The organism is Acinetobacter sp. 22301 (assembly GCF_052045285.1).
Lineage (GTDB): Bacteria > Pseudomonadota > Gammaproteobacteria > Pseudomonadales > Moraxellaceae > Acinetobacter > Acinetobacter pittii.
In genome coordinates this window covers 526,117-545,765 of sequence record NZ_JBQEOR010000001.1, presented here as the reverse complement: position 1 = coordinate 545,765, position 19,649 = coordinate 526,117, and the positions used below count along the sequence as shown (strand labels likewise).

17 protein-coding genes and 2 pseudogenes are annotated in these 19,649 nt (G+C 37.2%); 3 read left to right on the top strand and 16 right to left on the bottom strand.

Annotated features, from left to right (window positions below; genetic code table 11):
* Positions 1–8: 8 nt before the first annotated feature.
* On the bottom strand, positions 9–1,766 hold the full coding sequence (locus ACTJJH_RS02550) for a ShlB/FhaC/HecB family hemolysin secretion/activation protein (protein WP_014206788.1): 1,758 nt from the start codon (positions 1,764–1,766) through the stop codon (positions 9–11).
* Between the two features lie 380 nt (positions 1,767–2,146).
* On the opposite strand from ACTJJH_RS02550, the gene adeT1 reads away from it, so the two are divergent.
* A complete protein-coding gene (adeT1, locus tag ACTJJH_RS02545) occupies positions 2,147–3,142 on the top strand; it encodes a putative multidrug efflux protein AdeT1 (RefSeq protein ID WP_440600680.1) in 996 nt (331 codons plus the stop codon).
* A gap of 43 nt (positions 3,143–3,185) precedes the next feature.
* Here adeT1 and ACTJJH_RS02540 read toward each other — a convergent pair.
* A pseudogene (locus tag ACTJJH_RS02540) lies at positions 3,186–3,281 on the bottom strand (hypothetical protein); the annotation flags it as partial.
* Positions 3,282–3,411: 130 nt separating this feature from the next.
* Between ACTJJH_RS02540 and ACTJJH_RS02535 the strand changes: the two are divergent.
* Positions 3,412–4,047 carry a 3'-5' exonuclease gene (locus ACTJJH_RS02535; RefSeq protein ID WP_440600679.1) on the top strand — a complete coding sequence of 212 codons (636 nt, stop codon included), beginning with the start codon at positions 3,412–3,414 and terminating at the stop codon, positions 4,045–4,047.
* A 130-nt stretch (positions 4,048–4,177) separates the two neighbouring features.
* Here the strand turns inward: ACTJJH_RS02535 and ACTJJH_RS02530 are convergent, their stop codons facing one another.
* From ACTJJH_RS02530 to ACTJJH_RS02500, 7 genes and pseudogenes are all read right to left on the bottom strand, one after another.
* Positions 4,178–4,960, bottom strand: a complete 783-nt coding sequence (locus ACTJJH_RS02530) for an HNH endonuclease (protein WP_440600678.1) — start codon at positions 4,958–4,960, stop codon at positions 4,178–4,180.
* A gap of 106 nt (positions 4,961–5,066) precedes the next feature.
* A pseudogene (locus tag ACTJJH_RS02525) lies at positions 5,067–5,165 on the bottom strand (GNAT family N-acetyltransferase); the annotation flags it as partial.
* Positions 5,166–5,313: 148 nt separating this feature from the next.
* Positions 5,314–6,321 carry a hypothetical protein gene (locus ACTJJH_RS02520; RefSeq protein ID WP_440600677.1) on the bottom strand — a complete coding sequence of 336 codons (1,008 nt, stop codon included), beginning with the start codon at positions 6,319–6,321 and terminating at the stop codon, positions 5,314–5,316.
* A gap of 13 nt (positions 6,322–6,334) precedes the next feature.
* Positions 6,335–7,771, bottom strand: a complete 1,437-nt coding sequence (locus tag ACTJJH_RS02515; RefSeq protein WP_272232194.1) for a DUF3696 domain-containing protein — start codon at positions 7,769–7,771, stop codon at positions 6,335–6,337.
* 192 nt (positions 7,772–7,963) lie between these two features.
* Positions 7,964–8,320 carry a type II toxin-antitoxin system VapC family toxin gene (locus ACTJJH_RS02510; RefSeq protein WP_440600676.1) on the bottom strand — a complete coding sequence of 119 codons (357 nt, stop codon included), beginning with the start codon at positions 8,318–8,320 and terminating at the stop codon, positions 7,964–7,966.
* Positions 8,317–9,135, bottom strand: a complete 819-nt coding sequence (locus ACTJJH_RS02505; RefSeq protein ID WP_062849525.1) for a hypothetical protein — start codon at positions 9,133–9,135, stop codon at positions 8,317–8,319. Before ACTJJH_RS02505 ends, ACTJJH_RS02510 begins: the two co-directional genes overlap by 4 nt.
* Before the next feature lie 269 nt (positions 9,136–9,404).
* On the bottom strand, positions 9,405–9,953 hold the full coding sequence (locus tag ACTJJH_RS02500) for a TetR/AcrR family transcriptional regulator (protein WP_407587085.1): 549 nt from the start codon (positions 9,951–9,953) through the stop codon (positions 9,405–9,407).
* 782 nt (positions 9,954–10,735) lie between these two features.
* Between ACTJJH_RS02500 and ACTJJH_RS02495 the strand changes: the two genes are divergently transcribed.
* Entirely contained in the window at positions 10,736–11,176 is a 441-nt protein-coding gene (locus ACTJJH_RS02495) for an HD domain-containing protein (RefSeq protein WP_347750200.1), read from the top strand.
* Between the two features lie 34 nt (positions 11,177–11,210).
* Here the strand turns inward: ACTJJH_RS02495 and ACTJJH_RS02490 are convergent, their stop codons facing one another.
* From ACTJJH_RS02490 to ACTJJH_RS02460, 7 genes are all read right to left on the bottom strand, one after another.
* A complete protein-coding gene (locus ACTJJH_RS02490; RefSeq protein WP_440600675.1) occupies positions 11,211–11,855 on the bottom strand; it encodes a hypothetical protein in 645 nt (214 codons plus the stop codon).
* Between the two features lie 12 nt (positions 11,856–11,867).
* Positions 11,868–12,839, bottom strand: a complete 972-nt coding sequence (locus ACTJJH_RS02485; protein ID WP_440600674.1) for a 5'/3'-nucleotidase SurE — start codon at positions 12,837–12,839, stop codon at positions 11,868–11,870.
* A gap of 201 nt (positions 12,840–13,040) precedes the next feature.
* Positions 13,041–14,204, bottom strand: coding sequence for a hypothetical protein (locus tag ACTJJH_RS02480; RefSeq protein ID WP_440600673.1), 1,164 nt, complete (start codon positions 14,202–14,204; stop codon positions 13,041–13,043).
* Positions 14,197–15,525, bottom strand: a complete 1,329-nt coding sequence (locus tag ACTJJH_RS02475) for a TolC family protein (RefSeq protein ID WP_440600672.1) — start codon at positions 15,523–15,525, stop codon at positions 14,197–14,199. Before ACTJJH_RS02475 ends, ACTJJH_RS02480 begins: the two co-directional genes overlap by 8 nt.
* Positions 15,522–17,108: a GH3 family domain-containing protein gene (locus ACTJJH_RS02470; protein ID WP_440600671.1), complete on the bottom strand. Its 1,587-nt coding sequence runs from the start codon at positions 17,106–17,108 to the stop codon at positions 15,522–15,524. The genes ACTJJH_RS02475 and ACTJJH_RS02470 overlap by 4 nt, the downstream gene beginning before the upstream one ends.
* Entirely contained in the window at positions 17,105–17,893 is a 789-nt protein-coding gene (locus tag ACTJJH_RS02465; protein WP_171071969.1) for a hypothetical protein, read from the bottom strand. The genes ACTJJH_RS02470 and ACTJJH_RS02465 overlap by 4 nt, the downstream gene beginning before the upstream one ends.
* Before the next feature lie 188 nt (positions 17,894–18,081).
* Complete coding sequence (locus ACTJJH_RS02460) at positions 18,082–19,629, bottom strand: DHA2 family efflux MFS transporter permease subunit (protein WP_440600670.1); 1,548 nt, start codon at positions 19,627–19,629, stop codon at positions 18,082–18,084.
* Positions 19,630–19,649: the final 20 nt, after the last annotated feature.

The window sequence follows — 19,649 nt, the reverse complement described above, 5'->3', positions numbered from 1 at the left end:
AACTTAAATTAATAGGTCCAGTTCACGCTAAATCCAGTCGTGTAATCATCCGTTTCAAAGTGATCTGGCTTTTTCAACGGTGCTCCGACAAAAGCGTCATAATTCAAATGCAGAGGGACAATTTGTCCACGCAATCCCACAACTGCACCTAATAAACTGGTACCCGGTAAAGGGTTTGGATAATGCGCGGTTTTTCCACCCACCTCTCCATAATCAATACCGGCATACCATGAATGTGGTTTATTCATGATTGAGCCACTCAGTTCATTGCGAACTAAAAAGCCATTATCTGCCAACAACGTTTGCTCACCGTCAAAACCTCTTACGGTATAACGGTTTCCAATCGAGAAGCGGTCTTGCGGTGTTAAAGGTTTATTACTGTGCTGGGTACGCCATTCTGCAAGATATTGCAGGTTCTGTTGCCCTACTTTAAAAGGAACTTGTAAACTGGCATTGGCCTGTAAAATCCCTACATGTGTATAAGCCTCACCAAAATCTTCTTCTGGTGCTCTCATTGCATTAAGCCAGCCTGTACCACGCTTATAAGTCACATTACCGCTTAAAGTGGCATTAGAAAAATATTCGGTATGATCGAGACTTGCTTTCCATCCCGCCGTTTTTCGGCGTTGTACTTCTACTTCAACATCATTGATATAGTTTTGTGATTCACGATACCAGCCACCAAAACCTACGGCAGTTTTACGGTGTGCATCGCGATAAATAATTCGGGACAAATCTGCATTAATAAGTTCGCTTTTACCGCTATATTGATAGGTCTCACTGCTTCCGGCGACTGTTTGTAAATAGTTAGAACGGCTATAACTGGTTGAAAATAACCAATAATCAAATGGAATGGTATAACTTGCATAAAAGCCATCTGTACCATGCTTACCAGAACCACTACCCCCTAAGTCATGATTATAACTAACATAAAACAAATCATTTAAAGTCAACACATGATCAAGTGACAAGGTCGCTGTACCTTGGTATTTTCCAGTAGCATCAGAACCTGAATCATCAATTCCCACATGTAAGCGATAAGGTTTAGCCTGTTGCCATGCAAGAATCACATCACTATAGCCCGGTTCATTTTTTTGTTCTGCTGGCTGAATTTTAAAATCAGCCTCAACCGTAGGTACTCTTTTAAAGTTTTCTAAGCCTTGCTCCATATCACGAATATTTAAAAGCTCACCCGATTTCATCGGTAAAGCGTTCCATAAATGAGCACGTTTAGAAGTACCTTCAGCAAACTTAATCTGATCAACTCGGCCAGGAATAACACGAACTCGAACAGTGCCAGATGCGATATTTTGCTGAGGAAGCAAAACTCGTGTTGTGACATAACCATCTGCAATAATTTTGTTTTGAACAAGATCAAGTGCCTGATTGAGACCATTTACACCCAAGCAACGTCCAATAATATTATTCTTGCCAGTCGTAATCACATTAAAATCTGATATGAATTGATGAGCTAAATCACCTTCTAAAAGTATTTTTTTAATTTCAAAACAAGGAGTTTCACTATTAGAGCGTAAATATTGTAATTGTTGAGCTAAATTTTTATTTTGTTCTTGCCCCAGATTGACATTCACATTGGGCTGGATTTGTTTTTCTAGCGCTGTATCACGTTGTTGTTGACGAGTAGACTGATCAGCCTGAATTCGCTGTCGAATCGGGTCATCAGGATCTGCAGCGTAACTTAATCCTCCCATAATCGATAAACAGATAAATAAGACACTTTTATTAAATTTGTTATAGTTCACCATAAACTAGGCAATCCGTGATAAATATCAACTTAATTTTATTTTAACAAAACCTTAACAAAGTGGAAGCATTTTTTATACAGATTTGTCTGTATATGAAGCACTATTTGACGAACGGATTAATTTTTCTAAGATTACTCAACAAGAAATGTATTTCCATTCCCATTAAGTTAGAACTTGTTCAAGAAACCAAGTATTAGTATTTATAATAAATAGCTATTCCGTCATATTTTTCATTTTCTCTTGCACAATTTTCTACTTCATTAAGTAGTAATAAAGCCATCTTTTGACCTTTTCTCTTTAAATTCTTATTTAAATGTCATATCTAATCTAAGCAAGATTCATAAAATAATTTTTATAATTTAAATAATGGATAATTAAATATGGATCATTTTAAAACTATTTTACTCATTGCAAGCACATATTTAACAACAACTATTTATGCAAAACAACAAGTCGTTTGTGTGTATGACCCCATTGGTAAATCGGGAGATGCTTTCGCTTTAGCCAAAGACTATGCACTTGAAGCTAAAAACTGGGGAGCTGATCTATCTTTAAAAGCATATGTAGATGAACGCATTGCGGCTGAAGATTTAAAAGTCGGTAAGTGTGATGGCGCTATTATTAGTGGTTTACGTGGCCGTCAGTTTAATAAATACACAGGATCTTTAGATGCAGTTGGCGCATTAACAAATATGAAAACGGCAATTAATGCCTATAAGCTGTTGTCTTCACCAATGGCCGCAAAAAATATGGTGGTCGGTCCTTATGAAATTGCAGGTTTAGGCACAATTGGCCCTGCATACTTATTTGTAAATGATAGAAGTATAAATACTCTCGCGAAGGCTGCCGGTAAAAAAATTGGGGTATTTAAATATGATGAAGCCCAACCAAAGCTTGTTCAACATGTTGGAGGTCAGGCTGTATCTGTAGATGTCACCAATGCCGGTGCGAAGTTTAATAATCATGAAATTGATATTGTGCCCGCTCCTATTGTGGCATTTAAACCTTTTGAACTACACAAAGGTTTAGGTGAGAAAGGAGCAATTGTTCGTTTTCCTTTAACTCAAATTGCAGCAAACTTTATTATTCGTAAAGACCAGTTTCCAGCAGGTTTTGGGCAAAAGTCGCGGACTTGGGTAGCCAGCCAACTAAACAGAACATTTGGCATTATTGCTAAATATGAAAGTGATATTCCTTCAAAATATTGGATGGATATTCCTAAAAATGAACAAGTAAACTATATGAAAATGATGCGTGAAGCTCGTATACAGCTAACTAAGGCTGGTATATATGACCCTAAAATGATGAATTTTTTGAAAAAAGTAAGATGTAAAGAAAACCCAAGTAATTTTGAGTGTGCGTTAAACGATGAATGAACACTCAAAACATATGCACATCTTATTTTAAGAGGTTCTAACCTTAGTTATTCATTTCCTCTCGGGCTTGTTGTGGTGTTTTACCCGACCACTCTTTATAAGCCCGTGTAAATGGGCTGTGCTCGGCATAACCTACCAACTAAACATATCACTTACTAATATCATTTCAATATTAAGATAAGTTAACTTAGTGCTATCTTTGACTTAAAGCTATTATGATGAAAAGTGTTGTGCTTTTAATACCTAATTTCTAATAGAGAAAGCGTTTTATGAATGTTTCGCCAATCATTGTACTTGATTTCGAGACCACAGGAGTCAGCCCTGAGGCTGGTGATCGTATTACAGAGGTCGCGGCTTTACGTATTGTAGAAGGTGAAATCACAGAACGTTTTGTTTCACTAATAAACTGTGGTGTAAATATTCCATACTACATCACAAAGTTGACTGGCATTACTCAAGATATGGTTAATCATGCTCCTTTAGTGGAAGAAGTCATTCCTTCTCTATTGGACTTTATTGGAACAGATCCTTTACTTGCTCACAATGCAGGATTTGACGAGAAATTCCTAAAAGCAGAAAGTATTCGACAGGAGTTAAGTCCATCACACAATGGACTGATTTGTTCTTTGAAACTTGCTCGCCGTATTTTACCTTATCAACCCAGTTATCGACTTGGGGCAATGGCAGACTTATTCAATATTAAGTTTAATGGCACAGCTCATCGTGCAGAAGCAGATGCTGAAGTTACGGCTCAATTATTTAACTATCTTTGTACGAATATTTGTCACACATATGGCTTCAATAGCATTGATCAAGATTTATTGTTAGCCATTAATAAACTTACTATATCGAGAGTACCCAAATACCTAAAGAATATAGCTGCCCAATCCTTACTTCTTAAATAGTAATCCATAGGCGACATTCCCTGCTAATTTACAGGTGTCCTCATGACAAATTTAAGATCTCATTTTTCGACGTAAATCAAAAACTAAAGCAACTGCCTATTTTTTCAAAAAAATTATTTAATTAATATTTTTACCCCACATTCCTGTTAATCATTTTTTGTAGATCCTCGACTGTTAATGTTTTATCTCTTTTTCTATGAATAATTGCATGGCAGTTTGCACATAATGGGACTAGATCTGTCTCAGGATTTACTACTTTTTCACCTACTGAAAAAAGCGGCTCTATATGATGGATATGAATAAATCCCTTCGCATAATCACCATAAAATTCTTCAAAATTAAAGCCACATGCAGCACACGTATAACCATGAATTAAAATTGCTTGTTTTCTAAGCTTTTGATCTCTTTCATACTTAGTAGTGATTTGTAGAGTTGGTTTGCCTTCTACTCCAGATTCAAAACTTTGACTATCCTCATTAGATAATAGTGTTTTTGTTTCTGAAACAGGCCCCAAATTCGCCAGGCTTATAATTGCATTGTAAGTATCCTCATCAATCTCTCGTACACCATCTCTCCAATAATTCTTTTCCTTATTTTTAGGAATTTTTTCTAGATATTCATTATTTATTTGAAAATCAACTGGTTCAATAAAAGGCCTAAAATTAATAATTTCCGCTAAGAGTTCTTTGTCATTATTGATGGAAATAACATCTCCTACCTCAGCGATCCCAAAATAATGAGGAAACTTACTTAGTCGACGAGATTCAAAATTTTTATCTCTCATTCGTCCTTTGTAATAAATAACTTTTTCACCAGTTAAGAGTAAGTCCTTATATCTTTTAGGAAAATGATAAACTTCCCCTGTTAAATCATCCCATTGGGAAATATCATTTTCTACAATAACTGTTGGCATCTTTATTCCTAACTAACTCAATTTAAAATATTAAAAAAGATGTCAAAATGATCTACGGTCTAAAAATGCATTTTAAACTTATTTGGTTTATTAAGTTAATAATCATCATTGAAGCTCCGTTATTTACAGAATCTTCTAATAATAGCGATAAGCCTTCTTCATGATCGCCAATTTCATTTATTTCTAAAATTTCAATGTCTTTCATATTTTTTCTCTAAATTGTTTGAATAAAATTTACTAATTTTTAATCTTTACCTATTAAATTTTAAAATATTGAATTTCCAATATATTATCAAAGTTAGTTATTGAAAAATTAGAAAGAATATAAAAATCATAAATAATAAAAAAGCACCTTAAGGTGCTTTTTTATCCTTCGGAAGATATTCTTTTTTCCATTCACAAGATTTATAGGCTAATCTTATTCTCTCATTAATTGAGGAATATTCTTCCCGGACAATGTTGAATGAAGTTTGTGAAAGGGAGTAACCTTGAAAAATAGCAAAACCTACCCCTATGGTACAAACAAATTCATCGAAGCTAATAAACCTATCATGAGAAATTCTCTGAAAAAAACTTTCTCCTTTTGATATTAACTCAATTTTATTGAACGTATTACTATGCTCCGAATCGCTTAACTCATCAAAAAAAGTATCAATAGTATTTTTTTCACAACTCTGACTATTTCCGCCAACAGATATAATCGTAATATTATATTTTTTATTATATTCCTTTAGAAACTCTATAAAACATTCAATACTGGTTTTCTTTTTAATACCAATATCTTTTCGAAGATTTTCAAAAAAATATCTATCAATAATCACAATATTTTTCGAATATTTTGCAAGCGTATGAAATTTATTGCTCCAAATAACTGCAATGTCAGAATCTCGAACAATATCACTTCTTGATTCATAATATGATCTTTGAATATTCTTGGAAGAATGATGCTCATCAAATTCGACAACCTCAAACTTTGTTACTGGACAACATGAGATATAGTTAGGTAGAAATTTAACTAAGCCGAAAGAAGTTTCTTCTGTGATACCTGTTTTGAATTGATCATTCAGGGCTAGAATTTCAGAGTAATCAGAATAATCACAATAATTTCCCCACTTTTTGTTAGATAAAAAAACTTTATTATCCAAAAATGCATTTTGCCAGTCCTGATACACAGTGGCAGGTATCTTTTTATTTTGGATTTTTTCCTTTAACTTCTCAAGAAAAACTTCTTCACTTTGCCCTTCAGCTAGAATAAGAACTCCATATTCTTTCCATCTTTCAATAAATGATCTATTGTTACCTTTACTATCTAAGTGCTCAGATTCAAAAAACATATTATCTAAAGAAAATTCAGTTAACATTATACAAACTCTCTTATCTTTTTTCTCTAATACGTTCTTCGAAAAATCCTTCTGGCCAGAAATCTATAAAGTCACCATCTTCATCTAAGCGAATTTGTATAACTTCTGCTCCTTCATAATCATTTTCTTTATCACTTGGTATTACATATAAAATTGAAATATCTTCGGGTTTTAGTCTTTTCCCATTAATTAACTTTCTATTACGAATTATTTTTTGAATTCTTAATATTAGAGCTTCACTGTGAGTTTCAATAATCCATTGATTTTTTGTACAAGTTTCTACGAAAAACTCTGCAAGTTCTGCTTGTAATCTAGGATGGAGATGGATTTCTGGCTGCTCAACACATATTACAGAATCCTCACGCACAACTCCTTCGATTAGGATAGGTAATATCTGCCCAATACCAAACCCTACATCTAAAGGTGAAACTGTTACATCATTCCTCAAATCTTTTAATTCAATTTGAATTAACGGCTCAGAGTTTCTCTCACCAATAGGGCGAGGATTAAAATAATAAGGAATATGAAATCTTTCAAACCATGTATTAATTTTTTTTGTTAAATTTTCTTTATTACTTTTTAAGAAATAAGCAATATTCTCACCTTCTTTACCAACTGTAATCTCAAATTCGGTATCAATCGAATAATATCTTTTAGGGTTACTTCTTAATGGGCCTAAATAACTAATTTTCTTTAATTCTTTTTTGATAAGATTCGTGTGACTACTTAATTTTTCACTTAGAAAACCTAAAGTTTCAAAAAGTTTATTGTCTAGTTCATCTTCCTGTAATTTTTTTAAAGAATCGACAAATTTACTTCCATCTATAGTGGCTCCTTTAGGAATGGCAAGCTCTTCTTCTGCATTGAATGAAAAATATTCCATTAATTGTGCAAGAACATCTTTATTAATTATTTCTTTTGAGTGTGATAAAACATCATATTCAGGAAGAATATTCAATGTAAAGCTTCTAGTGGTAGAGTCACTTTTCCCATCATATTTACTAGTTAAACAATATCCAAAATTTGTTCTTCTATTAGCATCTTCACAATAAATATTTTTTATAAAAGAATATCCTTGCGAGTCTTTCATATGTTTTTTATTTTTTTCAGTATCAACATATGTATAAACAAATTTTGTGAATAGTTTTTCTTGGAGATCGAACTTGTTCGACATTTTATCTGCAAAGCGTAAACCAAATGCAATATCTCTGCTGTTTTGATGAGAATAAACCATAGTTGAATAACTTCCAACATCCAATATCCTTTTATCAGAATAAACACCTCCTTTTAGATTAGGAAACAATATAGATTGCTTAAGTACCATTAATGAATGAATAATAGAGCTTTTACCAGAAGAATTTGCCCCATAAATTAAGGTGATTGGTGCTAAATCTATTTCTTGTAGATCAGCAAATGCCTTAAAGTTTTCAATGCTTATTTGTTTTAACATTTAAATTACCTAAAGTTCTAATATTAGCTTTATAAAAGTCTTATTTACTGGATATGATTATTTTCCGAAAATACTAATTTAGTCATTTCATTCAAATAACTACAATCAGCATAATCAAAAACTGAAATTGATAAGTCTAATGCATCAATAATAGTTTTAATCCCTCTATCACAAGTCACAATCATTTTTGCATTATTCGCAAGTGCAATGCCTAAGATCTGAATATCTACCTTTACTTTCTGATGAGGATTCTGAGATTTTTGATTTTTGATTTTTAGGAAGCTTTTTGTAATCTTTATATATACGTGCAGCTATTAAAGCTGCTTTAGCATCGAAGTCCAGATTCTTAAATTTAGAATTTGGACTTAAAAGCATACTACTTCTAGATTCATTTTCATCGCCAGCAATGAATTCAGCTATTGCTGGCATGGGTAAAGCCTGTGTCAAACGTTCACACTGCTTAAGATAAGCAACCAAATTTAAATACTCAGCACTGACCTTGTCAGCAGTCAATAATGTTATTAACGCATTAGTATCTAAGATGATCAATCCTGACGCTCCTTCAGCCACTCGGCAATAGGATCATCAAATTTAGACCAATTAGATGCCCCCTGCGCTCTAAAACTATCAATCCATTGATCAAGACCCATATCTTCAATCACAGTAAATTTAGTAATCGAGTATTTCTTGAGTTTTAATTGATAAGTGTTAGTTTTCGATGAATATGACGCTATGCCTTCAAATCTTAAGCATTTGTTAGTATTAAAGTATGGATGTAATTCTTCTAATAATTTATGAGAACATTCTGCGGGGATTTCATCACCGTTATTTAAAATAATAGTGATGTGATCTGAATTATCTTTACCCTTTTGCAATCGAGTTAAGTACCCATCTATTGATTCGTCTTGAGTGAAGTTTTCCTCATAATCAAGTTCAGGGACAGAATATAGAATTTGAGATGGTTGATATGGCTGATTTTCTTTCAAATGTCCATTCGAAATTTCAGCATTATGGAAACCATACTTACTTAATTCTTTCTGTATTCGAGTAACCTGTTTACGCTTTAATGCTGTGTCCTTAAGAACATTAGCCATAGCTATAGCCTTACAATCACGAGGAACTGTTACTGCTATAGTTGTCGAACCTTCTTTAATGGTTTTGAAGCTAGCTTGTTTGACACCCACGATTTGACCAAGTGCAGACAATAGATTAGCAACACTCGATATTTCTAGATCATGAAGATGTCCGTCATGGATTTTTAAGACGAAGTCAAGATTATCATCTAGTTCTTGATGAACTGATGAATCCTCGAGATCAAGTCTTTCTTGAGTAGGCTTTCTACCCTTTTTATCCAATTTTGTCATTTTCGGCTATCTAAAAACACCTTGCTTATAGTATGTTCAAAGTAATAAACAAATGAAAGCAAACTTAATAAATTAATTACTCCTCGTTTTAGGACTAATATTATGATTTGTCAACCAAAATTTTTGACTATTTCAAAGGCTTGTGAACTAAAAATTTTTCTATGATCAGATTTGAGGTGGTGTCTGCTGTATTGGCAATTGGAGCCATTCGATGAGTAGGGATAACGCTTATAGTTAGTTGAGGTCGCCTACTCAAAATTATTTCCCCCTTACCCCATCCCCCTCAAAAACACCTCAACCACTCTCTCATCAACTTCACCCAAACTTAAACGCTGAATAATTACGCCTTCGATCAGATATAAAAAGAGTTTGGCATCAGTAAAGGAAACATCGGTGTTAAGTGCTCTAAGCAGGCTATATATTTCATTGATGAGCCATGTTCTATATCGCACGGCGGTTATGTACGCTTTTGGATGAGTCAGTTTTGTTTCAAAAATGGCTTTAAATAACAGGTAATACAGTCCATCTAGGTCTGCATGCAAAAGATAGAGCTTTTTGAGTTTATCTGTTGCATTTGTGTCGCGGTCATATTCAACCACTGAAACCACTTTTTCTTTTAGGCGCTCTTTTTGCACAATCAAGCAGATTTCAATCAACCGCTCTTTTGAGTGAAAGTAGTTATAAAAAGTCGCCTTGGTCACTTCACACTCTTTCACAAGTCTGTCGATGCCGACCAGATGAAATCCGTTGTAGTGAAATAACTCAATTGATTTATTTACGACTTGTACTGCACGTGTTGGGAGAACTATTTTTGGCATATTTTTACCGCTATAAAATTATTGTTGTATATAAATGAGATATAAAAACCGCTGCCTTTGGGAGAAAAAAGGCATAGCAAAGCCGTAAAGACTGTGCGCAGCACATCTCAAGGTTTAATTGTCTAAGTAAGTTTTAAGTAATAACGAGCTAAAGCCTGAAAAAGCCTTACGGCGATCAAGCAGCGTTAAATGTTTTAAGCTGTGTTGTTATAGCTTTTGGCAATGGCTGCCAAGAAATAATGGATGTACAAAGCCAACTCCTTATAGATGGAGTTCTGCCAAGACATTAGAATTATGGTGGCAGAACGAAAGGGGTTCGCAGACTGGCTTCAAGACCCAGCACACCCGAAGGTGTCCCCCTCCGTTCCGCCATAGAGGGGGCACGAGGGTATACACACTAAAAGAATAATCTTTTAATGCTCTTGAAGAACGGTCTGCGACAACCGACTGGCAATGTAGGCCAGCCCGCAAATGGTAATCTCCAATATTTGAAGTGTCAATGTGAAATTGGCTAGAAATTATTTAAATAATTATTGTTTTTCATTTAATTACATAATTAAGGAAATTCTTAAGTAATATTTTTAATCTACCCTTATATCATTAAGGTAAAGTTTAAAATTTCAAAAACTTAAAGTCTGAATTGTCCTAACTCAACTAAAAATGAGTAAATAAAAAGAGACACTACTGTTATTAAGAGTCGCTATCCAGTATAAAATTATGACTTAAGCGACCCATCTCACACATTAGGCCGCGTCATATACTTAAAGTGATAAGAGCAAAAAATGACTCAAAATCAAGTTGAATTAGCAGAGAAATTGTCAAAAGAATCTCATCAAGGTCAAAAGTATGGTCCTCATGATTACTTTGATTACCATATTAAAGGTGTGGTCAATTCATTAATTGAGCACCAATTTTCAGAAGTTTATATTATTACAGCCCTTCTACATGATAGCGTTGAAGACACACCTCTTACGCTATACAAAATCGAAAGTTTGTTCGGAAAAGAAGTCCGTGATGCCGTTGATGCATTAACTAAACGGGAAACTGAAACACGCGAAGAATATTTAATTCGTTGTAGTTTGAATCCGATCGCTCGAGTTGTGAAACTTCATGATGCAGCCTTTAATGCGCATAACTCACATAAGGACAATAATCACTCACGTGTAGATTATTACCTTCAAACTATGTTAATTGTTTCAACAGCCCAAGATAGGTTGGGGTAAAAGACAACGAAATGAATCCGTTGCCTTTTTATTTTTAAGATTGTGCAAATGCCCAAATGTCTTTTGATGCAACCGTGTCAGATACAAATCTAAAACTCATAGGTTCTAAGTCTTCATCTACCACAACATAGCCTTTCGAGTTATTTTTTAGCGCATCACACTTGTTATCGGTCAGTTGATAGTTTGCAGTGTCCGCTAATGCACTTTCAGTAATAACACCTGTAAACACACAATTTGGGTCTTTTGAGACAATTTTTCCTTGTGCATTCACCTCGGCATTGACCGTCGTTCCATCTGGGAAAGATAAATCATAGCTACCGACTAATTGATTCAGTGTAATTTTCTGGTCATCAATTTTTTCATAATGTGCTAATTCAACTGTCAGCGCTTGATTAGACTGATTGCTCTGCCAAGCTTTGGTTTTTGCGTCATAGCTCATCACAATTTTGGCACGGTTTTCGTCATCATCTAAAACCAATAATTTAGAACCATCTGCACCAGAATAGTATTTACCCGCCATAGGCAACTCTTCATCCGTCTCGGTACTAATAATATAAGTACCGACATCTAAGCTCGGAGCCAAGGCAGGTTTTTCAGTCGAGACTTGGTCATCATGATCATTGTCATTACAAGCCGCCAAGCCAAGCCCAAGAAGTAAAACCAACAAACAACGTTTCATGGTCTTTCTCCCTTACTTGTTAAATAGACTTTTTAAACGAATTTTGAGCCATTCTTGAGCTGCTGGTCGCTGATCGTAAGCAATTTGCATTGCAGTCACAGCAATTTTGCTTTGCATTACAGCGCTTTCATCAGACATTTGCGCGGCTGTAGGAGCCGATGGTGCCGCGTCTATTCCTAGACCAAATTGATTGTTGCCTTTATTGTCTTTGGTCACTTGGAATTTCAGCTTATATAAGTCATACGTCCCAATTTTTGAAAAAGCAAAAGGTGTGCTGGTTGTTAAATTTTTAGGGAAATTCACATTTAAGGTAATGCCTTTTGGCAACAATTGGCCCTTACCTGCCTTAGCTTGTAATTCTTTTAATAACACTACGGTTTGTTTTGCCACAATCGCAGAGTTAGGGTTGTTTAAAGTCTTATCATCTACTGTGTTGGTATCGGCGCTTAAAGCAATTGATGGAATGCCACGTCCTGCCGAAAACTGTACATTGCCAATCGTGCCAGAGTGCACAACGACTTTCCCGACATTTTGTCCTTCATTCGGGCCAGATAAAACTAAGTCTGGCGCTTTACCCCAGCGTTTTGGCGCAACCACATCTAGTCCATAAATTGTTGCCATGACTGGTGTGCCATGTGCGTAATTCCAGTCGCCATTGGTATAACCTGCTTTGGTAAAGGTTCCAGCAGCAGGTGCACCAATCGGTGCTGCGCCGTTGTGACAACCGTTTTCAGCCGCAATTTGTTTATCATTATCTGCGGTAATCGTTGTAGAGCTATACATCACGATTGCGCCACCACGACCACTTTGTGGTGAACAAGGTACAGACACAAGCACGCTATGACCATTTGCTTTTAATTCATCATAGAGTGCTTTGACATTGCTGGTTAGACCGTCATCATTAACCAATAAAATATTTAGTGCAAAAGCTGGAGTTGTACACAAAGACAGAATAAGGCCGCCCAATAAACTTTTTTTCATCACTTAACTACCATGTTCTTAAATTTCGATTTGTATAGTAGTTGCGCTATATGTACGTTTAGTGACTACGCATCAATAAAAATTAAAATACTTTTCCATTAAAAATTAAATAATTATATTATAAATTATTGCTATATTTTCTTTTATAAAATGACAAAACCCACTTCCGTGGGCTTCATTCAAAGTATCACTTCAAGCTTTAAATTAAATACGGCCAACCTCTAAGTATGGAATCAAGTTTTTATCAAAATGTGGTCTTGGGTCGCCTTCATAACTAATAAAACCATGCATACCCGTTAAGCGTTCACCTTTATAAAACTGGTTTAACTGATAGCGCGGGTCTTTATGTGAAAGCGTAAAGCTCACCACCCCAACGCCTTGCTGTTTTGATTTGTTATAGGCATCTTCGAGCATTTTATGATGCAAAGCCAAATCTTCTGGATGGCACATAAGCGTATGTAGCACATGGTACTTGATAGAGTCGCCAAGTTTAGGCAAACGCATACCTTTGGTAATTGGAGTTAGCAAGTTATAAACGGGTCTAAAAATTCCAATGACTGAACTGTAATTTAAAATTTTAGTTTGCTTAATACTGTGCTGATCCCATAAACCAAACATGCCCACCAGCTTTTCACCTTTAAAATAAAGTGAAAAGTCCGAGAGTTTTATTCCTGAAAAATACTGATGTCCTTGGGCAAGTTCTTCAAAGTTATAGGCGGGTATAAAATTATAGTGTTCTGCCATTTCGCTAATAAACTGATTCATGGCTGGCACATGCTCAGCTTCAGCGACACAAATACGAATCTCTTGAAGATCAATCTGTTTATCAACTTGCTTTAAAAAAGCCGTGATTTTTCTTTTTGCGCCTAAGTCAGTCAGGCTTAATGTTTCGATGAGTCCTTCATCATAATAATCGGGCATTCCCGTTTTGCCTGTTTGGATGGCAGCCCGCGCCGCATGGTTATCATCAAAAATAATCATTTGACTATAGTTCGGTTCATGCATGGTTTGTTTTACATGCTTTGCCAAAACCTTTACCAGTGATTTACCACGGTAGTTGTGATCTACCCGTAAATCACCCGCATAGCGTAAGTTTTGAATGTTCCGATCGACATAACACGGACGATAACCGTTGCTATAACAAGCGACATTCTTTTGACTCTCAGTGTCTTCAATCACAACATGCAGTTTATGCCGATAGACAATGTCAGACGCTCTAAAATAACTCGGCTCGCGCTGAAAGCTAATTTGTATGCCTTTGGTGGTCATCGGTACGGCGATTAAGTCTCGTAAAGCTTCGTCATCTGCCAAAGTTGCTTCACGGGTAATGAGAGTGCTGTCAGCAAGTGGTGTATTTGTTTTATTCATTATTCACCTGTTGTGCGGTCTGTGTGGGAACCAAGTTATTTAAACTCCCCATTTGGTCGAGTAGCTGATAGACAAACACCACTTCGTCTTGATCATTCACGGTTTTTTGGGTTTGGACATCGAGTAGCTTTTGCTCGGTATTGAGCAAATCAAATGTGGTTTTGGTGCCGACATCAAACTCTTTACGTGTGTAAACAAAGGCAATAGACGCTGCCTCTATGGCATTTGCTAGTGCTTCTTTATTTTGTCGAATGGTTTGAAGCTGGGCATAGGTGGTACGGGTCCGCTTATTTAAGTCTAGTTCAAGACTTCGTATTTTCTGTTGAGCCAAATCGATATCGGCCTGTGCTTTTTTAACATTTGCACGATTTAAGCCATCGTCATAGAGCGGTACATTGAGCTGCACCCCAACCATATAGTTATTACTTTCCGAACCAATATAGCTTGCTTCATCTTGCTTTCCGGCACGGCTGGTGAGCATGACCGTAGGCCAAAGTTCACGTTTGGTTAAAGCGTATTGTTTCTCGGCAGCCTGCTTTTCATATTTGCTGCGCATTAAAGCTGGATGGTTTTTGGTTTGCGCCAAAATTTCATCTAAGCTCGTGGGAATAGCGGGTAGTTGCTTAATTGCAGCAAGGTTTTCAGGCGTTACACCCGTTACTTGATAAAACTGCGCTTCACTTACGGTCAAGTTAGATTGGGCTTGTGTGATATCGGCTTGGCCTTGAGCAACTTGCGCCAAAACCTGAGCCAAGTCTGCACGGGTAATCATTCCCACGTCAAAACGGCGCTTAGATTCATATAAAGACCGTTGCAAATTTGCCATGGTCTTTTGTCTAAGCTCTAAAATGGCTTTCTTCTTTAATACATCGGTATATACCATGACCGTATTTAAAATGGTTTCCGAGCGTTGATCTGACAAACCTTGGTTTTGGGCAGAAAGCTGACTTTCGGCAACATCTATTCCTAAACGATGCCTGCCAGACGTATAAATCGGATAATCTGCCTGCAATTGCAAACTTCGGCCTTTACGGTTTCCTTCGGTTGGAAACAGGACGTGTGAAGGCGTATTTATTCTTTCATAGTCAAATTGCCCGACTAAATTGACTTTGAGTCCATCACGCTGTTTGGCCTGTTCAAGCATAGCGTTAGACTGGTTTACACTTAAACGGCTCACTTCAAGCTGACTTTCATGTCTTAAACTGGCAGATAAAGCCTCATCTAAAGTCATGGCTTGTACGTTCGACACAACCAACACGCCTAGAAACAAGGCGTGTCGAAGTGTTAAAAACCGAGTATTAAATGGCTTCATCCCTTTCATAGTTGTTCCAAACTATTGAGGGTGACTTTTTTAAGTGGCTCAGGTTTGATATTGCCTTCGATAATGCCATCAAACATGACTAGTTTCTTGTAGGCATTCCAGCCATTATTGGCTTGGCGAATTTGAGGCTGGTCGAGCTGCCCCAAGTTTCGAGCAAGTTCATAATGGAAGTTTTGGCGCAAGATACTATCGATATATTCATTGCTAATGCTGTGATGAATTTCACCTTCAAAAAGCACGCAATAAAATGGTTTAACCTGTTGCTGAGTATCAATCGCAAGTAAAGAAATCGCCTTCGATTCCGTTTCATTTAACTGAGACAACAACTGTTGAGCAGTTTCAGGTGCTAACTTTTCACCGACGAGATCTACACCAAAACGGCGGCCTTGGAATTCAAAACATGGAATTTGCTCTATAAAGCCTGTTACCCGTAAGCAGTCATCCAGACAGTAACGGAGCAAGCCATTGCCAGAGGTAATCAGTGGGCTGACCACATCGCCTTGTTTAAGCTGCCACGACGGAATGATTTGCCCTTGTTTATCGCCTTCTAAATATTCAAATTCATAGAAGTGACTTTGGTATGCGAGTGGGTATTGGTCATTATAGGGAATGGTCACTACACCTTCAGTCGCCCATAATCCTTTACCTTCAAACTGAACACTGGGCAATTTTTCTTTTAATTTTTCGGCCCAAGCTTTTGAACCTGCGGTGTCCCAACTCGAAACCAGACTTAACTTTGGCCAGAGCTTTTTAAAGTCGATCTGTGCGCCGTTTGAAGCATTACTTAAAGCTTGAGCACTTTCAGAGCTACGCGGTGCAGTCACTTCTTTTAATGAAGCCTGACGGTTACCCCATGAACCACTTTGTAAAACCTCAATCACGTCTTGTTGTAGTGACTCCAAACGTTCAAGTAATTGCAGCGCAAAAGTTGGGCTCCATACCGAAATCATGGCTAAGTTACGGTTTGCGACCAAATAACAAATGGTGGCAAACAGTGCATCATCGGCATTGGCCGCAAAGGCAACATTACTTGGAACCGCTTGGGTAAACTTAGACAATATACGTTTACCTACACCAAGTAGTGCACTATCGTCATTTAGGTTTTTGTCTTTTAAAACTTCACGCTGACTTTCAGGCAACCATGACACCGACCAATAATGCGTCCCCGAACTGAGCTGTGGACATTTACGGTATAAACTTGCCATCCACGGCGCAATTGCATGGTCAAGTTCATCTAAAAACAGCTTGGTATATGGAATGAACTTGATTTGTTCACTCGAACCACTTGTTGGCTGGAAACGAACTAACTTACTGCTCGACAGTGAAAGCTTTTGTTCACGGTAACGCTGAATGTCTTCTCGCCATGCGCCGTAACGTGTCGCAGGAAATGCTTTTACAAACTGCTCATAATTTTGGACCTTTTTATCTTTAGCAAACGTAGAGGTCTGTAATATCGAATGCAAAATTTGACGTTGCGTGGTCTCTAAAGCATTAAACTCTTTTTGAAAATTACGGTCAGATGCATCACACCATTTTTTTAAAATTAGATGTGAGCCAAGCGTCAGCCATTCATTAGATTTCATTGGATGGCCTCTCTACGTTTTGTTTTATGGGTTACGCAAGCTTCAAACTTTCCTTTACTGGTCGGTTTAGTCATCAGCTTTACGGGGAAACGGGCTATGTCTTTCCAACCAAGACGGCCAATACAAGGTAGTTCTGTGCCAGCTTTCCATGTCGGATTTTTCTGCTCAAAGAAATGAATATTTGGGTTTTTCTCTCTCATTTCGGCAGTAATTGGTGCGACTTCACCTTTTAATGGTTGATAGTCATCGCCAAAATTTAAAAGGCCCGCTTCACGGTCGTAGTATTCACCAAAGAATTTTTCACAGTAGTGCTCAACCACTTCTGAAAGATGCTGGTTTTCATCTTTAATGTTTGGGTAATACACATAGTAGTTATTGGCAAGTAACAGGTAAGTTTTATAGCCTTTAGAAATGAGTAACCAATAGAGTTCATTAAATGGATATTTGATTCGAAGCTTAATCATCAGTTTGAGCATGGTACTTTGCAGACTACGCGTGCCCCAAAACTTTTTCAAAATGACCGTATCGCCGCTAAATAACACGGTGTAGTCTTTACCGTTTAAATAGAAATGCTGCACCACCACAGTCGAGAAACCTACAATCTCATCTGTTTCAGAGTTAAAAATTAAGATCGCACCGCTTTTATTTTGGAAATCATCTACGAAAATAGAAAATCTCGTATTTTCATAATACTGTTCGTAAATGGAATACATCACTTTTAATCGCTCAGTATCGATTTGCTCTTTTTCAAAATATTGACCATAAGTCGTGTTTTTCAGGTTCAATTTTGAAATTAGTTTATACGTTGTATTAATCATAATCCTTTAACCTTCCACCTCTAATTTGTGAGTTCCCCGATCTCATCAACCGATTTTTAGAAAACTCAGATCAATGTTCTTTTTCTATGAAGGGATACGTTTTGATATGCCCTATTGTTTTTCATTCTTTGAAAGCTGCCTTTATTTTTAAATATCTACATATTCATTTTCTTCCCCCGATCCATAAAGATGGTTAAAAATGCGGTCACAAACATGATGATTGCGAGCATGCGTAATAGGTCATTAAAACTCGATGTGAGTGCCTGAAAATGAATGTCACGATAAATCACACTGAGCGCGATTTGCTGTGCATTTGAGCCGACTTCTTGATACTGCGCCGTGAGTTGGTCAAGTCGTTCTGTAAATATCCAGTTTTGGGGTGTCATCGACTGATTAATCTGGGTGACATGAAGCGCAGTGAGCCAATCTAAAGATGAGTTAATGAGAGCTAGTCCAACCGCGCCGCCAATATTACGCATCAGGTTATAAATACCGCTGGCATCAGCCACTTTACTCAGCGGCAAAGTACTCATGGCTAAATGCGACACCACAATCAGGCAGATCATGAGGCCAATACCACGGTAAATTTGCGGCCAAAACATAAAGTCATAATCGCTATGAATGCTGAGGTGTGAGTTGAGCCAAACACCAAAGCCCGCCAAAATCATTCCGACAAATACGGTTTTTCGGGTATCAAAATTGGGAATGAGCCATGCAAGAAATGGCGCAAAGCAGAACATGACAATGCCTGTCACCATCATGACGTGACCAATCTGGCTACTGTTCATTTCACGGACTTGCCCAAGAAACACGGGAATCATGTAACCCAAGCCATACAGCGCCATGCCAATCACAAAAGTTGTGATGGCACTTAAGGTAAAATTTTTGTTTTTAAATACAGACAAATCGAGCAAAGGCTGAGGCTGGGTAAAACTTCTAGAGAAGAAAATCATGCCGCCCACAACGCAGATCATAAACGCAATCCGAACGCCTGTGTCTGCAAGCCAGTCATGTCGTGCGCCTTCATCAAGGAAATATTCAAGCCCACCCAAAAACATCGCCATGCCAATCAGGCTAAACCAGTCCATGCTTTTGATGAGTGAGTAGTTGGCACGGTCGATATTAGGGCCTGAGTAAATGACCGTAGCAATGATAATGCCCGGAATAATATTAATCAGGAACATCCAGTGCCACGAAAAGTTATTGGTTAACCAGCCTCCAATGGTTGGGCCAATGGCCGGCCCCAAAGTACTGATCATTCCAAACATCACCAAAGGCAATGAGCGTTTTGGTTCTGGAAAAAGTAAGTACAATGCCGTCATGGAGGTCGGAATCATGCCGCCGCCCATAAAGCCTTGAATACCGCGAAAAACCAATAAACTTTCTAAATTCCATGCCAAAGCACAAAGTAAAGAACTGACCGTAAAACCAATTGCACAGATGGTGTAATAGACCCGTGTTGAAAGCACCCGCGAGACAATACTCGACATTGGAATTGCAATAATCTCGGCAATTAAATAAACCGTTTGCACCCAAGTGACTTCATAACGACTTGCACTCATACCAGCTTGAACTTCGTTTAGAGAACTCGCCACAATCTGAATATCAAGAATCGCCATGAAGTTGCCAAAAATCATGGCAGCAAAAATTGCCCATGCAGTTTTTGCTGGGAATCTCCACTCGGCCTCAAGGTGCTTATTCATTTGTTATTACCTAAAATTTT

What these genes read in the sequence shown, in the direction of transcription:
- ACTJJH_RS02520 (WP_440600677.1), bottom strand. Translation starts at nt 6,321, where the DNA reads ATGTTAACTGAATTTTCTTTAGATAATATGTTTTTTGAATCTGAGCAC.
- ACTJJH_RS02470 (WP_440600671.1), bottom strand. Translation starts at nt 17,108, where the DNA reads ATGAAATCTAATGAATGGCTGACGCTTGGCTCACATCTAATTTTAAAA.
- ACTJJH_RS02530 (WP_440600678.1), bottom strand. Translation starts at nt 4,960, where the DNA reads ATGCCAACAGTTATTGTAGAAAATGATATTTCCCAATGGGATGATTTA.
- ACTJJH_RS02490 (WP_440600675.1), bottom strand. Translation starts at nt 11,855, where the DNA reads ATGAAACGTTGTTTGTTGGTTTTACTTCTTGGGCTTGGCTTGGCGGCT.
- ACTJJH_RS02500 (WP_407587085.1), bottom strand. Translation starts at nt 9,953, where the DNA reads ATGCCAAAAATAGTTCTCCCAACACGTGCAGTACAAGTCGTAAATAAA.
- ACTJJH_RS02475 (WP_440600672.1), bottom strand. Translation starts at nt 15,525, where the DNA reads ATGAAAGGGATGAAGCCATTTAATACTCGGTTTTTAACACTTCGACAC.
- ACTJJH_RS02505 (WP_062849525.1), bottom strand. Translation starts at nt 9,135, where the DNA reads ATGACAAAATTGGATAAAAAGGGTAGAAAGCCTACTCAAGAAAGACTT.
- ACTJJH_RS02460 (WP_440600670.1), bottom strand. Translation starts at nt 19,629, where the DNA reads ATGAATAAGCACCTTGAGGCCGAGTGGAGATTCCCAGCAAAAACTGCA.
- adeT1 (WP_440600680.1), top strand. Translation starts at nt 2,147, where the DNA reads ATGGATCATTTTAAAACTATTTTACTCATTGCAAGCACATATTTAACA.
- ACTJJH_RS02495 (WP_347750200.1), top strand. Translation starts at nt 10,736, where the DNA reads ATGACTCAAAATCAAGTTGAATTAGCAGAGAAATTGTCAAAAGAATCT.
- ACTJJH_RS02535 (WP_440600679.1), top strand. Translation starts at nt 3,412, where the DNA reads ATGAATGTTTCGCCAATCATTGTACTTGATTTCGAGACCACAGGAGTC.
- ACTJJH_RS02480 (WP_440600673.1), bottom strand. Translation starts at nt 14,204, where the DNA reads ATGAATAAAACAAATACACCACTTGCTGACAGCACTCTCATTACCCGT.
- ACTJJH_RS02550 (WP_014206788.1), bottom strand. Translation starts at nt 1,766, where the DNA reads ATGGTGAACTATAACAAATTTAATAAAAGTGTCTTATTTATCTGTTTA.
- ACTJJH_RS02515 (WP_272232194.1), bottom strand. Translation starts at nt 7,771, where the DNA reads ATGTTAAAACAAATAAGCATTGAAAACTTTAAGGCATTTGCTGATCTA.